This is a genomic window from Streptomyces sp. NPDC021562 (genome assembly GCF_040640875.1).
In the GTDB taxonomy this organism is placed as follows: Bacteria; Actinomycetota; Actinomycetes; order Streptomycetales; family Streptomycetaceae; genus Streptomyces.
The window spans coordinates 248,336-263,140 of sequence record NZ_JBFACN010000002.1; the positions used below are offsets into that span (position 1 = coordinate 248,336).

At 68.1% G+C, this 14,805-nt stretch carries 15 protein-coding genes and 1 tRNA gene; 9 read left to right on the forward strand and 7 right to left on the reverse strand.

The features are described 5' to 3' along the window. Window positions 1-126 precede the first annotated feature (126 nt). The gene (locus AB0G52_RS03550) at window positions 127-675 is read right to left on the reverse strand and encodes a DNA-binding protein (RefSeq protein ID WP_361333295.1); all 549 of its coding nucleotides are present in this window, start codon (window positions 673-675) and stop codon (window positions 127-129) included. A gap of 184 nt (window positions 676-859) precedes the next feature. Between AB0G52_RS03550 and AB0G52_RS03555 the strand changes: the two genes are divergently transcribed. Continuing rightward, a tRNA-Ala gene (locus tag AB0G52_RS03555) sits at window positions 860-932 on the forward strand. A 58-nt stretch (window positions 933-990) separates the two neighbouring features. Here the strand turns inward: AB0G52_RS03555 and AB0G52_RS03560 are convergent. Then, window positions 991-1,677: a DUF5324 family protein gene (locus tag AB0G52_RS03560; protein ID WP_132888367.1), complete on the reverse strand. Its 687-nt coding sequence runs from the start codon at window positions 1,675-1,677 to the stop codon at window positions 991-993. A 323-nt stretch (window positions 1,678-2,000) separates the two neighbouring features. On the opposite strand from AB0G52_RS03560, the gene AB0G52_RS03565 reads away from it, so the two are divergent. Together AB0G52_RS03565 and AB0G52_RS03570 are read left to right on the forward strand one after the other, a co-directional pair. Continuing rightward, window positions 2,001-2,534 (forward strand): peptidylprolyl isomerase, encoded by a 534-nt coding sequence (locus tag AB0G52_RS03565; RefSeq protein ID WP_132888368.1) that lies wholly within the window; start codon window positions 2,001-2,003, stop codon window positions 2,532-2,534. Between the two features lie 95 nt (window positions 2,535-2,629). After that, on the forward strand, window positions 2,630-3,529 hold the full coding sequence (locus AB0G52_RS03570) for a rhomboid family intramembrane serine protease (RefSeq protein WP_132888369.1): 900 nt from the start codon (window positions 2,630-2,632) through the stop codon (window positions 3,527-3,529). A 311-nt stretch (window positions 3,530-3,840) separates the two neighbouring features. Here the strand turns inward: AB0G52_RS03570 and crgA are convergent, their stop codons facing one another. Beyond that, the gene (gene crgA, locus AB0G52_RS03575; RefSeq protein WP_046727637.1) at window positions 3,841-4,095 is read right to left on the reverse strand and encodes a cell division protein CrgA; all 255 of its coding nucleotides are present in this window, start codon (window positions 4,093-4,095) and stop codon (window positions 3,841-3,843) included. A 152-nt stretch (window positions 4,096-4,247) separates the two neighbouring features. On the opposite strand from crgA, the gene AB0G52_RS03580 reads away from it, so the two are divergent. From AB0G52_RS03580 to AB0G52_RS03605, 6 genes are read left to right on the forward strand one after another with little or no spacing between them, the layout of a single operon-like run. Then, complete coding sequence (locus AB0G52_RS03580; RefSeq protein ID WP_132888370.1) at window positions 4,248-5,036, forward strand: DUF881 domain-containing protein; 789 nt, start codon at window positions 4,248-4,250, stop codon at window positions 5,034-5,036. Between the two features lie 27 nt (window positions 5,037-5,063). Then, the gene (locus AB0G52_RS03585) at window positions 5,064-5,750 is read left to right on the forward strand and encodes a class E sortase (protein ID WP_361333301.1); all 687 of its coding nucleotides are present in this window, start codon (window positions 5,064-5,066) and stop codon (window positions 5,748-5,750) included. 52 nt (window positions 5,751-5,802) lie between these two features. Further along, window positions 5,803-5,964 carry a hypothetical protein gene (locus AB0G52_RS03590; RefSeq protein ID WP_207921681.1) on the forward strand — a complete coding sequence of 54 codons (162 nt, stop codon included), beginning with the start codon at window positions 5,803-5,805 and terminating at the stop codon, window positions 5,962-5,964. Further along, entirely contained in the window at window positions 5,961-6,599 is a 639-nt protein-coding gene (locus tag AB0G52_RS03595) for an aminodeoxychorismate/anthranilate synthase component II (protein WP_132888373.1), read from the forward strand. The genes AB0G52_RS03590 and AB0G52_RS03595 overlap by 4 nt, the downstream gene beginning before the upstream one ends. Next, window positions 6,596-7,645: a class E sortase gene (locus AB0G52_RS03600; RefSeq protein ID WP_132888374.1), complete on the forward strand. Its 1,050-nt coding sequence runs from the start codon at window positions 6,596-6,598 to the stop codon at window positions 7,643-7,645. Before AB0G52_RS03595 ends, AB0G52_RS03600 begins: the two co-directional genes overlap by 4 nt. Window positions 7,646-7,658: 13 nt before the next feature. Continuing rightward, on the forward strand, window positions 7,659-8,408 hold the full coding sequence (locus AB0G52_RS03605) for a class E sortase (RefSeq protein ID WP_361333306.1): 750 nt from the start codon (window positions 7,659-7,661) through the stop codon (window positions 8,406-8,408). Between the two features lie 95 nt (window positions 8,409-8,503). Here the strand turns inward: AB0G52_RS03605 and AB0G52_RS03610 are convergent, their stop codons facing one another. The 4 genes from AB0G52_RS03610 to AB0G52_RS03625 all read right to left on the reverse strand — a co-directional run bounded on the left by AB0G52_RS03610 (window position 8,504) and on the right by AB0G52_RS03625 (window position 14,785). Continuing rightward, on the reverse strand, window positions 8,504-9,535 hold the full coding sequence (locus tag AB0G52_RS03610; protein ID WP_361333309.1) for a restriction endonuclease: 1,032 nt from the start codon (window positions 9,533-9,535) through the stop codon (window positions 8,504-8,506). A gap of 177 nt (window positions 9,536-9,712) precedes the next feature. After that, complete coding sequence (pknB, locus tag AB0G52_RS03615) at window positions 9,713-11,695, reverse strand: Stk1 family PASTA domain-containing Ser/Thr kinase (protein WP_361333312.1); 1,983 nt, start codon at window positions 11,693-11,695, stop codon at window positions 9,713-9,715. A 169-nt stretch (window positions 11,696-11,864) separates the two neighbouring features. Further along, window positions 11,865-13,349: a penicillin-binding protein 2 gene (locus tag AB0G52_RS03620; RefSeq protein WP_132888378.1), complete on the reverse strand. Its 1,485-nt coding sequence runs from the start codon at window positions 13,347-13,349 to the stop codon at window positions 11,865-11,867. Beyond that, window positions 13,346-14,785 carry an FtsW/RodA/SpoVE family cell cycle protein gene (locus AB0G52_RS03625; RefSeq protein WP_132888379.1) on the reverse strand — a complete coding sequence of 480 codons (1,440 nt, stop codon included), beginning with the start codon at window positions 14,783-14,785 and terminating at the stop codon, window positions 13,346-13,348. The genes AB0G52_RS03620 and AB0G52_RS03625 overlap by 4 nt, the downstream gene beginning before the upstream one ends. Window positions 14,786-14,805 lie beyond the last annotated feature (20 nt).

Below are 14,805 nucleotides of genomic sequence, written 5' to 3' on the forward strand. Positions count from 1 at the left end.
CCTCCTTGCCCGTACCCCCCCTTGCTTCCCCCGGATGAGCGATACGACCCCTCTCGCGTGACCCCCTCGGCCAGGACCGCGCCCCGCCCGGTGCGCCGGACCCCCTCCGGTGCACCGGGCCGTGACTCAGTTCTGGTGCGACTGGTAGTGCGTGACCGCGTCCGAGGTGCGGCCGGCCCCGTACACCCGCAGGAACTCCGCCAGCTCCGGGTGGGTCGGCGCGAGGGTGTCCGCCGCGTCGATGATGTCGCCGGCGGCGGCCACCGAGCGCAGCAGCGACTGGATCTCGCGGACCACCCGCTTGACCGTCGGAGCTCCCGAACCGCTCGTCGTCTGCGTGGTGTTGCTGAGCACCGAGCCCCCCTGGGACTTCTTGATCTCGTCCATGCGCTCGGTCGCCTCGGCCGCGCTCACACTGCCGTCGGCGACCTGTGCCGCCAGGTACTGGAGCAACTGCACCCGCTGGACCACCGCCGGGTTGCCGATCTTCGCCCGCTGGCCGCTCATCAGCTGCGACAGCATGGGCGCGGACAGTCCGAGGACCGCCGCCAGACGAGCCTGGTTCAGCCCCAGGTCGTCGATGAGCTTACGGAAGAGCGCCCCCAACGGCTCCCCGTACCAGTTCCGCTGCAGCTCCCGCGCTCTGGCGGTGGCTTCCTGCTGTGCGGCGTCCATTGCGTCTCCCCATCGCTTCCCCAAAAAATCCGCGGTTCGCTACAGCGAACCCCGCCGAGCATCTTACGGAGAGTGGTCATCCGCGGGGACCCCCAATCTTTTTGCGAGGTACGGGGGGAGACCCGGTACTCTGGTCCCCGGCACCGACCGGCGGACGCTTCGCCCGGCCGGTCGCTTCCCGTACGGGGCCTTAGCTCAGTTGGTAGAGCGCCGTCTTTGCATGGCGGATGTCAGGGGTTCGACTCCCCTAGGCTCCACAAAAAACCCCTCTGACCTGCAAGAACGCAGGTCAGAGGGGTTCTTCGTGTGCGGTGGTCAGTCGTCCCGGGACGCGTCCTCCTCCGCCTCCTTGGCCTGCACCTCGGGGTCCAGGGGAGAGCTGCCGTCCACCGAACCGAGACGGCCCGTCTCCGGGGCCTCCGTCGCGGCGGGCGGCTCGACCAGCCAGTCGGGGTTGGCCTGCTTGTCCCACCACTTCCAGGCGGCGAAGGCGGCCCCGGCCACCGCCCCGACCACGACGAACGCCTTGAACGCCCGGCCGCACGCCGAACGCCGTTCGTTGCGGCGCGCCAGCTTCTCGATCTGCTCGGCCGAGACGTTGCCGCGCAGCGCGGCCAGCGCGGCGGCGCCCCGTGCGGTGGCCTCCTCGCGGACCGGTCCGGCCGCCGCCACGGCCTGCTCGATCTTCGGACGTGAGTACTCGGCGGCCTGCCGGGCGGCCTTGCGCGTCAGGTCGGCGGCGTCGTGCGCGGCCTGGTCCACCATCGGCGGCACATGGGTGCGGGCCTGCTCCAGACGCGGCACGAGACGGGCGTCGTACTGGACGCGGGCCTGCTCCGCGGCCTGCGACACCACGGGCGCGAGCCGTACGCGTGCCTCCTGTGCGTAGTGGGCGGCACGCTCCTTGGCCGTGTCGGCGTAGGGCGCCACCACTTCCGCGGCGTGCCGCACGCTGTCCTTCGCCGAGCTGGTCGCGGCGCGCACGCTTTCTTTGCGGGTCACGGGTTTCCTCCTCCTCGGTGGCGTACGGAATTCGACTTTCCACCCTTTTAGGGATCATGCCTGCCGACGGGCCGAGCGGCGCGCGAGGACGGGCATACGGGTGCAACCAGAGCTACGAGGGGCCCGCCGACGACAATGCCACGGATCGGCTCCCCGCGCCCCCGTGTGTGGGGACCGGGCCCGGTTTCCGCAAGTGATGGGTGAGGATGTCCGCCCGGAAACGGCGGACGGGCCGCGCGGCCGCCATGGCGTGCGAGGATCGTCGCGTCACATCCAACGGGGGCTGAACCCCGCGCACACCTGAGCACAACGGAAGGCGGATCGTGGCCGAGCAGTTGTACGCCACCCTGAAGACCAGCCTCGGCGACATCGAGGTCCGGCTCTTCCCGAACCACGCGCCGAAGACGGTCAGGAACTTCGTCGAGCTGGCGCAGGGTGAGCGTGAGTGGACCCACCCCGGAACCGGCGAGGTCTCCACCAACCGGCTGTACGACGGCACGCTCTTCCACCGGGTGATGAGCGGCTTCATGATCCAGGGCGGCGACCCGCTCGGCAACGGCCTCGGCGGACCGGGTTACAAGTTCGAGGACGAGTTCCACGTCGAGCTGCGCTTCGACCGCCCCTATCTGCTGGCCATGGCCAACGCCGGTCCCCGCACCAACGGCTCCCAGTTCTTCATCACGGTCAACCCCGCCCCCCACCTCAACCGCAAGCACACCATCTTCGGCGAGGTCACCGACGCCGCCGGCCAGAAGGTCGTGGACGCCATCGCCGCGGTCCCGGTCAGCGGACCCAACAAGCGGCCGGTGCACGAGGTGGTCCTGGAGACGGTCGTCGTCGAGAAGCGCGCGAGCTGAGCGGCCCGCACGACCTCCCGAAGGGAACCGAACGCCCCGCCCGTCCGTAGAGATGTGCGGGGCACAATGGTGTCCACGACGAACGAGGGGACCCCATGGAGGACCAGGCGGCAGGCAGCGCGCACGACGCTCACAGCCTGCCCACGTGCTACCGGCACCCGGACCGGGAGACCGGCGTGCACTGCACCCGCTGCGAGCGCCCCATCTGCCCCGAGTGCATGGTCAGCGCCTCCGTGGGCTTCCAGTGCCCCGAGTGCGTCCGTGGCACCACGGCCGGGCAGAGCGGGCCGCCCCCGGCCGCCTCCCGGCCGCGCACCCTCGCCGGCGGTACGGTCACCGCCGACCCCAGGCTGCTCACGAAGATCCTCATCGGCGTCAACATCGCGGTCTTCCTGGTCCAGGTCTCCGTCGGGGACAGCTTCACCAACCGCTTCGACCTGATCGGCCAGGCCTGGTTCCCGCAGTACGGCGCCGTCGAGGGCGTCGCGCAGGGCCAGTACTACCGGATGCTGACCGCGATGTTCCTGCATGACAGCTCGAACTACATGCACATCGTGTTCAACATGCTCAGCCTGTGGTGGATCGGCGGCCCCCTGGAAGCGGCTCTCGGCCGCGCCCGCTACCTCACGCTGTACTTCGTCTCCGGCCTGGCCGGCAGCGCCCTCACCTATCTGCTCGCCGCCCAGAACCAGCCCTCGCTCGGCGCCTCCGGCGCCATCTTCGGCCTCTTCGGGGCGACCGCGGTGCTGATCCGCCGGCTCAACTACGACATGCGGCCGATCATCGCCCTGCTGGTGATCAACCTCATCTTCACGTTCAGCGGCGGGATCGCCTGGCAGGCGCACATCGGCGGCCTGGTCGCCGGTGTCGTCACCGGGTACGCCATGGTGCACGCCCCGCGTGAGCGGCGGAACCTGATCCAGTACGGCACCTGCGCCCTGGTCCTGGCGGTGGCCGTGGTGCTCACGCTCGTCAGGACCGCGCAGCTCACCTGAGCCCGAGGACCGCAGCTCACCGGACCCGTGCACGACGGCTCTCCGTACCGATACCGAACCGTTGTCCACAGACGGTGGCCGATCTTGTGCACAACGTGCGCGCACACCTGTGCCCCCTGTAACTCACCTGCGTTCTTGCAGGTCAGGCAGGGGGCACGCGGTCAAGTCGGCAGTGTTGTGGTAGTCGTACCGGTGTCAACGCCCGATGGGTTATCCACAGATCGTCGTCTTTTCCCCAGGTGGGGTGTGGACAGCGCCTCAGGCCTGTGGATAACTCAGCGAACAGCCCTGGGCAGAGCTGTCGGCCGAGGTCACTTCCACTGCGTGGAGACGCCGAAGCCAGCCGCGATGAACCCGAAGCCCACGACGATGTTCCAGTTGTCGAGGCTGTCGATCGGCAGCGAGCCGTCGGTCACGTAGAACACGACGATCCAGGCCAGCCCGATGAGGAACATGGCCAGCATCACCGGTGCGACCCAGGCACGGCTGTTCAGCTTGATGGCGGTCGCCTGCTTCGCCGGGGGCGGCGTGTAGTCGGCCTTCTTGCGGATACGTGACTTCGGCACGAGGGTCTCTCCTGTCGATGCGCTGCGTGGCCGCGCAGGTAACTGGGTCGGGCTCGGGGCAGCGTACAAGGGGACAGCAAGGGCGCACTGAGCGCTCCCCCGGGCGTCCGTTAGCGTAGTGCTTCTACGGCGCCGAAGGAGATAAGGGTACGTTGAGCAATTCTGCCGACTCCAGCGCGACCGGATCAACGTCTTCCGGCCCGGTCCGCACGCGCGGCTTCCGGCCGGTGCGGATTCTCACCGTGGGCGTCTTCGCCCTGGCCGGTCTCCTCTTCTTCACCAGCTTCAACACGGCCAAGGGCACCGACATCCGCTCGGACGACAACCTGCTGAAGCTGTCCGACCTGATCCAGGAGCGCAGCCGCAAGAACAAGGAGCTCGACGAGTCCAACGCGAGCACCCGCGACGGCAACGAGAAGCTCGCCGAGCGTGACGACGGCTCCACCAAGGCCCAGGACGAGAAGCTCACCGGCCTGGAGAAGGACGCGGGCACCCAGAAGCTCACCGGCAGGGCGATCACCGTCACGCTCAACGACGCCCCGCCGAACGCCACCGCCAAGCTGCCCGGCTACCCCGAGCCGCAGCCCGACTACCTGGTCATCCACCAGCAGGACCTGCAGGCGGTGGTGAACGCGCTCTGGCAGAGCGGCGCCCGGGGCATCAAGGTCATGGACCAGCGGCTGATCTCCACCAGCGCGGTGCGCTGCGTCGGCAACACCCTGATCCTCCAGGGCCGCGTCTACTCGCCCCCGTACAAGATCCAGGCGGTCGGGGACCCGGCGAAGATGCAGAAGGCGCTCGCGGACTCCGAGGCGATCCAGAACTACATGGTGTATGTCAACGTGTACGGCCTCGGCTGGAAAGTCACCGAGGACGGGACGGTGACTCTTCCCGGCTACTCGGGCACAGTGGACCTGCACTACGCCAAGCCCGTGGGGTAAGCAGCCCGCCGCTTTCGGGAGCCGCCGGTGCGAGTGATCGTCAGGACCGTCAGCGAGCTCTGCATCACCGTCGGCACGCTCATCGTGCTCTTCGTCGTGTACGTGCTGTTCTGGACCGGCGTGCGGGCGGACAGCGTCATGCACGACCAGATCGACCGGTTGCAGAAGCAGTGGTCGGCGGGTGCCACCGTGCGTTCCACGGCGAAGGCGGCCACGAGCGCTCCCGCCCGGCCCGCCGCGTACCACTACGGCAGGCCCTTCGCGATCATGTACATACCGCGGTTCGGTTTCACGTGGAACAAGCCGGTCCTGGAGGGCACCGGCACCGACGTGCTGCGCAAGGGCCTCGCCCACTACGCGGGGACCGCCGCGCTCGGCCAGGTGGGCAACTTCGCGGTCGCCGGCCACCGGCGCACGTACGGCGACCCGTTCCTCGACTTCCCGGAGCTCCGCGAGGGCGACGCGATCGTGCTGACGGACGGGACGACCTGGTTCACGTATCGGATCGACAAAGGCCCTTACAAAACAGTTCCGACGGACGTTGAAGTGATCGACCCTGTGCCACGTAAGTCGGGGTACACGGCTCCGGGGCGCTATCTCACGCTGACCACGTGCGATCCGGAGTGGGGTCACAGTCATCGGCTGATCGTCTGGGCGCATCTGGACTCCACACAGCCTGTGGAGGCAGGCAGACCCGCGGCGTTGCGCCGTTAGTCTGGTGCAGTACGGCGGGATTCTGGTGCCGTGGTGGAACGGAAGGGACGGCATGTACGGCTGGATCTGGCGGCATCTGCCGGGGAACGTGTGGGTCAGGGCGCTGATCTCGGTCGTGCTGGTCCTCGCCGTGGTCTACGTCCTCTTCCAGTACGTCTTCCCCTGGGCCGAACCGCTGCTGCCCTTCAACGATGTGACGGTGGACAACCAGTGAGCGCGCGGATTCTCGTCGTCGACAACTACGACAGCTTCGTCTTCAACCTGGTCCAGTACCTGTACCAGCTGGGCGCCGAGTGCGAGGTGCTGCGCAACGACGAGGTGTCGACCGCGCACGCCCAGGACGGCTTCGACGGCGTCCTGCTGTCGCCGGGACCCGGCACCCCTGAGGAGGCGGGCGTCTGCGTGGACATGGTCCGCCACTGCGCCGCGACCGGCGTCCCGGTCTTCGGGGTCTGCCTGGGCATGCAGTCGATGCAGGTGGCGTACGGCGGTGTGGTGGACCGGGCGCCCGAGCTGCTGCACGGCAAGACGTCGCTCGTCGAGCACGAGGGCCTGGGTGTCTTCGCCGGGCTCCCGTCGCCGTTCACCGCCACCCGCTACCACTCTCTCGCCGCCGAGCCGGCGACCGTACCGGCCGAGCTGGCGGTGACCGCCCGCACCCGCGACGGGATCATCATGGGGCTGCGGCACCGGGAACTCCCGGTCGAGGGCGTGCAGTTCCACCCCGAGTCGGTGCTGACCGAGCACGGTCACCGGATGCTGGCCAACTGGCTGGTGGAATGCGGTGACCAGGGGGCCGTGGCGAGGTCGGCGGGGCTCGCCCCGGTGGTGGGCAGGGCCACGGCGTGACCGCGCTGCGCCCCGAGCGCAAGACCGATACCTCGTACGGGGATCAGTCGTACGGGGGATCCGGCGCGCTCGGGGAGACGGCGTACCTCCCGCCGGTGCCGGCCGGCGGGGAGCCGACGGCGTACCTGCCGCCGATCGACGAGGAGACGGTCGCCCTGCGGATCCCCGATCCGCTGCCCATGTCGGCTTCTGCGGGCACAGCGGCCCCTTCCGTCACCGGAGTGCCGGGAGGCGGCCGAGCGGCCCGCAGAAAGGCCGCCAAGCGCCGCGGTGGCCGTCGGGGCGGCGCGGCGGAGACACCGGTCCAGGAGCAGGAGGCGTCGGGCCGTCCGCTGTCCCGGGTGGAGGCCCGTCGCCGGGAGCGGCTGCGCAGGCCCAGCCCCGCCGTCCTGGCGAGCCGGGCGATAGGCGAGGTGTTCATCACCACCGGTGTGCTGATGCTGCTGTTCGTCACCTATCAGCTGTGGTGGACGAACGTGCGCGCGCACGCCCAGGCCGGCAGCGAGGCCAGCTCCCTCCAGCAGGACTGGGCGAGCGGCAAGCGTGCCCCCGGGGTCTTCGAGCCGGGCCAGGGCTTCGCCATCCTGCACATCCCGAAGCTGGACGTGGTGGCGCCGATCGCCGAGGGCGTCAGCAACAAGAACGTCCTCGACAAGGGCATGGTCGGGCACTACGGCGAGGGTGCGCTGAAGACCGCGATGCCCCAGGACAAGACCGGCAACTTCGGTCTGGCCGCGCACCGCAACACCCACGGTGAGCCGTTCCGGTACATCAACAAGCTGGTTCCCGGGGACGCGGTGGTGGTCGAGACGCAGGACGAGTACTTCGTGTACAAGGTGACGTCGATGCTGCCGGTGACGTCGCCGAGCAACGTGAGCGTGCTGGACCCGATCCCGAAGGGTTCCGGGTTCACCAAGGCGGGCCGGTACATCACCCTGACCACCTGCACGCCGGAGTTCACCAGCAAGTACCGGTTGATCGTCTGGGGCAAGATGGTCGAGGAACGCCCGCGCAGCAAGGGCAAGCCAGACGCGCTCGTCGAGTAAGGGCAGAGGAACTGTGGCAGCGACCGCCGACGACACCGAAGAGCAGAACGACGCGCCGGCGGCGGGGCCCGCGCCGCGCCGCCGGCCGACCGGCCCGATCGCGACGGCGGTCAGCGTCTTCGGTGAACTCCTCATCACGGCGGGCCTCGTGCTCGGCCTGTTCGTCATCTACTCGCTCTGGTGGACGAACGTGATAGCGGACCGGAAGGCGGACCGCGAGGGCGACAAGGTCCGGGACACCTGGGCCCAGCACGACACCGGTCCCGGCGCGCTCGACACGAAGGACGGCATCGGGTTCCTGCACGTGCCGTCCATGAAGAACGGCGAGGTGCTGGTCGAGAAGGGCACCTCGACGGACGTGCTCAACGACGGGGTGGCCGGCTACTACACGGACCCCGCCAAGGCCGTGCTCCCCATGACCGGCAAGACCGGCAACTTCACCCTCGCCGCCCACCGGGACGGCCACGGTGCGAAGTTCCACAACATCGACAAGGTGAAGGTCGGCGACCCGATCGTCTTCGAGACCCGCGACGACTGGTACGTCTACAAGGTCTACGACATCCTCCCGGAGACCTCGAAGTACAACGTCAAGGTCCTCTCCCAGATCCCGACGGAGTCGGGCAGGAAGAAGCCCGGCCACTACATCACCCTGACCACCTGCACCCCGGTCTACACGAGCCGCTACCGGTACGTGGTGTGGGGCGAACTGGTCCGGGTCCAGAAGGTCGACAGCAAGCGGACGCCGCCGAAGGAACTGGGCTGACTCAGCTCCTTGCGGGAGCTCGGTCGCCTAGCATGACGAAGGCCCGAAGCCGCAACTAGCTCTTGCGACTTCGGGCCCTTTCACGTCGGCCGTCTCTACTCCAGAATCCTGAGCGGCTCACCGGCGCCCCACTCCTCCAGCACCCCGCGGTGCACGGCGGTGATACCGGCCTCGCCGGCGATGCTCAGGGCCTCCGGAGTGAAGGGGCACGTGGCCACGTAGAGAGCCACGTCCGCGCTGTACAGAACCTTGGCGGCTCCGATGAACTTCTGGACGTCGGGGCTGGTGATGTTGAGGTAGGGCGCGAACCTCTTGCACTGGACGACGAGGCGCCGGCCGTCGGCAGTGATTCCGATGATGTCGACGCCCCGGTCGCCGTGGCCGCCCTGTACGACGACGTTGGTGCATCCGTCGCGGATGAGCAGTTTGGCGACGTGACGCTCGAACGTGCGGCCGTTCATGGCGTCCATCGCTGCCATGACTCCGATGGTGGGGCGGTCGTCCCTGATCCCTTCGAGCCGCTTCAGCCGGGTGTGGTGCTGGTGGAGCCGCCGCTCGATGCGCTGGACGCCGGTCCGTAGGGCGATCAACTCCGCGCGGTGTTCCCCTGCTGTTTCGATCAGGGCGTTGAACATCGGGACGACGGTCTTGCCGAGGATGTGGGTGATGCGTTGGTCGATGCGGTCGTCGAGGTCCCCGAGGTTCCCCGGGGCCGGGTTTTCCACAGGCTGTGTGCGGGCCAGGTACTCCATGTCCAGGAGGTACACGCGTACCTGACGTGCGACTTCGCTGTCGCGGAGGAGCATGGCGACGTTGAGGACGGCTCGGCGCGGGTACAGCGCAAGGGATCGGGACCGTGACTGAAACCCACTGACCTCCTTGAAGGAGGTCAGTTCTGTCCCTGACAAAACGCGGTAGCCGTTGGTCACCATCTCTTCGCGGTGATCGACTACCAGAGACTCGATGGCCTTGCGGCTCACCTCGAAGTACGCCGCGACCATCGCCGTCGTCACATGCATCCCGTCCGGCAACAGCGACAGGGCCTTCACCCTGTCGAGCACGTCCGTACGGTCCAGCACGCTGTCGCGCAGGCTTTTTGATTCCAGCAGTGCCGATTCGTCGATCACGCTCTGCCCCTTCGTTCGTGGCGTGGCCATACGGCCAGGGCAGAGCTGTGAGTCCCCACCCGATCTGATCAACGAGGTTTGATGTCCGAAGGCACGATCGATGGAGAAACTACTGAGCGGACAAATGTCCCGGCGTCCTCCAAGAGGACGCCGGGACATTTCTTGTTCGGTGCGGGATCAGCCGTTGTTGCCGCCGATGAAGCCGCCGTTGTTGCCCCCGTTGTTGTTGCCGTTGCCGAAGCTCACCGTGGTGAGGGTGATCTGCGTGCTGCCGGGGTCGTCCTCGCCGGTGTTGGCGGCCGGGTCCTGGTTGGTGACGAAGGCGTTGTCGCTGGAGTCGCCGTTGAACTGGATGTTGGTGAAGCCGGCCGCCTGGAGGGTCTGCTTGGCCTGCTTCACGGTCTGGCCGACCACGGTCGGCACGGGCGTCTGCTGCTTGGCCTTGCCGATCTGGATGTTCACCGTGGAGTTCTTGTCGACCTTCTGACCGGCCTGCGGGTCGGTCGAGACGACCTTGCCGACCAGGTTGGGGTCGTTGGTCTCCACCTCGGAGCAGTTGCCGGTCAGGTTGTTGGCCTGCATCTGCGCCTTGGCGTCGTCGCAGCTCTTGCCGCTGACGTCGGGGACCGTGGACTTCTCCTCGGCCTTGGCGACGGTGAGGGTGATCGTGGAGCCCTTCTGGACCTCCGCGCCGAGGGCGGGATCCTGGTCCAGGACGGTGCCGGGGTCCTCGCCGGAGGTCCGCTGCTTCGTCTTGACGACGAAATGGTACTTGTCGCCCTCAAGTGTGTTCGTGGCGTCGTCGATGTTCTGGCCGACGACGCTCGGTACGACCACCTTCGGCGCGCCCGTCGAGATGACCAGGTTGACCGTCGAGCCCTTCTTGACGTCGGTGCCCGCCTTCGGGTCCTGGTCGCAGACGCTGCCCTTGGGCTGGTCCGCGCAGGTCTTGCTGGTGGTCGCCAGTACGAGGTCCGAGTTGTCGGCCATCTTCTTGGCCGAGGCCTCGGTCTGCCCGATGAAGTTCGGTGCGGGGAGCGTGTCGTTGCCGGCGCCGCCGCTGAACACCCACTTGCCGATCAGGATCGCGCCGACCAGCACCAGGACGCCGGCGACCACGAGCAGGATCGTGGAGGTGTTGTTCTTCTTCTGCTGGCGGCGGCGGTCCGGGCGGTCGTCGTAGCCGAAGCCGCCGTCGTCCGGGTTCATCGGCGGGAGCATGCTGGTCGCGCCCGCGTCCGCCCGCAGTGCGGTGGTGGCCTGGTCGTCCGGGTAGCCGCCGTAGCCGACGGAGCCCATGGCGGCCGTGGCCGCGACCGGCTGGCCGTCCAGGCACGCCTCGATGTCGGCGCGCATCTCGTCCGCCGACTGGTAGCGGTAGTTCGGGTCCTTGACCAGGGCCCGCAGGACGATCGCGTCCATCTCGGGCGTGATCTCGGGGTCGAAGACCGACGGGGGCTGCGGTTCCTCACGGACGTGCTGGTAGGCCACGGCCACCGGGGAGTCGCCCACGAACGGCGGTCGTACCGTCAGCAGCTCGTAGAGCAGGCAACCCGTCGAATAGAGGTCCGACCGGGCGTCGACCTGCTCGCCCTTGGCCTGCTCGGGGGAGAGGTACTGGGCGGTGCCGATGACCGCCGCCGTCTGGGTCATGGTCATGCCGGCGTCGCCCATGGCGCGGGCGATGCCGAAGTCCATGACCTTGACCTGGCCGTTGCGGGTCAGCATGACGTTGGCGGGCTTGATGTCACGGTGGACGATGCCGCTGCGGTGCGCGTACTCCAGGCCCTGGAGGATGCCGATGGTCATCTCCATCGCGCGCTCGGGCAGCAGCTTGCGTCCGGAGTGCAGCAGCTCGCGCAGCGTCGAGCCCTCGACGTACTCCATGACGATGTACGGGATCGAGACCCCGTCGATGTAGTCCTCGCCCGTGTCGTAGACCGCGACGATCGCGGGATGGTTGAGCGAGGCGGCAGACTGGGCCTCCCGGCGGAACCGGGCCTGGAAGGACGGGTCGCGCGCGAGGTCCACGCGCAGCGTCTTCACCGCCACCGCGCGACCGAGCCGGGTGTCATGCGCGAGGTAGACCTCCGCCATGCCACCACGGCCGAGCACGTGGCCCAGCTCGTACCGGCCGCCGAGGCGACGCGGCTCTTCCATAGCTACCTACCAGCCCTCTCCGTCGGTCCCGGCCGCCACGGGTGTGTGGCCGGAGGCTGCCGTCCGGGCCTACCGTACCCGGCTGTGTTTGTGTGACCTGGCCAAGCCCGTAACCCGATACAGGACCGGTATCGCAACGTGCACCGATGTGAAGCGAACGTGATCGGGCTCACTTCTTGGAGTTGATGACCGCCTCCATCACGTTCTTCGCGATCGGGGCCGCGAGGCCGCCGCCGGAGATGTCGTCACGGTTGGCCTGGTCGTCCTCGATGACCACGGCGACCGCGACGGGCTTGCTGCCGTCGGGGAGCTTGGCGTAGGAGATGAACCAGGCGTAGGGGTTCTCGCTGTTCTCCACACCGTGCTGGGCGGTGCCGGTCTTGCCGCCCACGGTGACGCCGTTGATCTGCGCGTTCGTGCCGGTGCCCTCCTTGACGACCGTCTCCATCATCGACTGGAGGATCTGGGCGTTGGCGGAGGAGAGCGGCTGGCTGAGTTCCTTCGGGTCGGTCTGGGAGATCGTGTCCACACCCGAGGACTGCAGCTTGTCGATCATGTACGGCTTCATCAGCTTGCCGTCGTTGGCGACCGCGGAGGCGACCATGGCCATCTGCAGCGGGGTGGCCGCGGTGTTGAACTGGCCGATCGAGGACAGCGCTGTCTGCGACTGGTTCATCTTGTCGGAGAAGACCGAGGCGCTGGAGCGGACCGGTGTGAACTGCTCCTGGTCGAAGCCGAACTTCTTCGCCTCGGCCAGCATCTTGTCGTTGCCGAGGTCGGCGCCGATCTTGCCGAAGACGGTGTTGCAGGAGTACCGCAGCGCGACTCGCATGGTCGCGTTCTTGCAGGGGATGTTGCCCTCGTTCTTCAGCTCGGTGGTGGTACCCGGCATGACGTAGGGCAGCGGCGAGTTGGTGGCCTGGTCCGCCGAGGTGTACAGCCCGTTCTGGAGCGCGGCCGCGGCGGTGACCACCTTGAAGGTGGAGCCCGGCGGGTAGGTCTCGCGCAGCGCCCGGTTCAGCATCGGGTCGTTCGGGTCGTACTTCTTCTGCAGCTTCTTCCACGCCGCGGCGTCGTTGTTCGAGTTCCCGGCGAACACCGAGGGGTCGTACGACGGGTAGGAGGCGAGGGCCAGGATCTTGCCGGTGGAGGGCTCCAGGGCGACGACCGCGCCCTTGCCGCCCTGGCTCTTCAGGCCGTTGTACGCGGCCTTCTGCGCGGCGGCGTTCAGCGTGGTGACGACGTTGCCGCCCTGCTTCTGCTTGCCCGTGACCATGTCGAGGGTGTTGCGGAAGAAGAGCCGGTCGTCGTTGCCGGTGAGGATGCCGTCCTCGAGGGACTCCAGCTGGTTGGCGCCGAAGGCCTGGGAGGCGTAGCCGGTGACCGGGGCCCACATGGGGCCGTTCTTGTAGGTGCGCTTGTACTTGAGGTCGTTGAGGCCGGACGAGCCGGACGCGGTGGATCCGGTGATGGGGCTGCCGTCGACGATGATGTCGCCGCGCGGGGTGGAGTAGCGGGCGATCGTGACGCGGCGGTTCTTCGGGTCCGTCCGCAGGGTGTCGGCCTTGACGTACTGGAGCCAGTTGTCGCGCAGCAGCAGGGAGAGGATCAGGAGGCCGCAGAAGACCGCGATCCGGCGCAGGGGCTTGTTCATGACGGGCGGACCACCTGGGTCATCTCGGCGTCGGGGTTGCCGGCGGGGGCGGGTGCCGGGCGGCGTGCGGTGTCGCTGATCCTGATGAGGATGCCGATGAGCGCCCAGTTGGCGATGACCGAGGAACCACCGTAGGCGAGGAACGGCATGGTCATACCGGTCAGCGGGATGAGGCCCATCACGCCGCCGGCGACGACGAAGACCTGGAGCGCGAAGGCGCCGGAGAGGCCGATGGCGAGCAGCTTGCCGAACGGGTCGCGGGCGGCGAGCGAGGTGCGGACACCGCGTTCCACGATCAGGCCGTAGACCAGCAGGAGCGCCATGAGGCCGGCCAGGCCCAGTTCCTCGCCGAAGGTGGCGAGGATGAAGTCGGAGTTGGCGGCGAAGCGGATGAGGTCGGAGTGGCCCTGGCCGAGGCCGGTGCCGAGGGTGCCGCCGGAGCCGAAGGCCCACAGCGCCTGCATCGACTGCTCGGAGTGGCCGGCCACGCCCTGCTGGCTGAGCGTGTACTCCTTCATCGGGTCGAGCCAGGCCTGGACACGCTGCTGGACGTGCGGTTCGAAGCTGGCCACGCCGACCGCGCCGGCCCCGGACATCAGCAGGCCGAAGACGATCCAGCTGGTCCGCTCGGTGGCGACGTACAGCATGATCACGAACATGCCGAAGAACAGCAGCGAGGTACCGAGGTCGGTCTCGAAGACCAGGATGAGGATCGAGATGAACCAGACGACCAGGATCGGACCGAGGTCGCGGCCGCGCGGCAGGTAGAGGCCGATGAAGCGGCGGCTGGCGAGTGCGAGGGCGTCCCGTTTCACCATCAGGTAGCCGGCGAAGAAGATCGCCAGGACGATCTTGGCGAACTCACCGGGCTGGATGGAGAACCCCGCGACCGAGATCCAGATCTTCGCGCCGTAGATGTTGGCGCCGAGGCCGGGGACGAGCGGGAGCAGCAGCAGGAAGAGCGCGCCCACCATCGAGATGTAGGTGTAGCGCTGCAGGACGCGGTGGTCCTTGAGGAAGATCAGCACCACGACGAAGAGCGCGATGCCCATCGCCGTGTAGAGCAGCTGCCGGGGTGCCGCCGTGCCGGCCTGCTTGATGGACTGCAGCAGCTTCGACTGGTCCAGCCGCCAGATGACCACCAGTCCGAGGCCGTTGAGCAGCGTGGCCAGCGGCAGCAGCAGGGGGTCCGCGTACGCGGCGAATCTGCGGACGGCGAGGTGGGCGACGCCGGCCATGAGGCCGAGGCCCAGGCCGTAGCTGAGCAGGCCGGCGGGGACCTTGTCGTTGATGGCCAGGCCCACGTTGGCGTAGGCGAACACCGGGATGGCGACGGCGAACACCAGGAGCGCGAGCTCGGTGTTGCGTCGGCTCGGCGCGCCGATGGAGCCGATCGTGGACGTGTGGTGCGTCGACGTGTTGGTAGTACTGCTCATGGTGTGACGGGGCCTCTCAC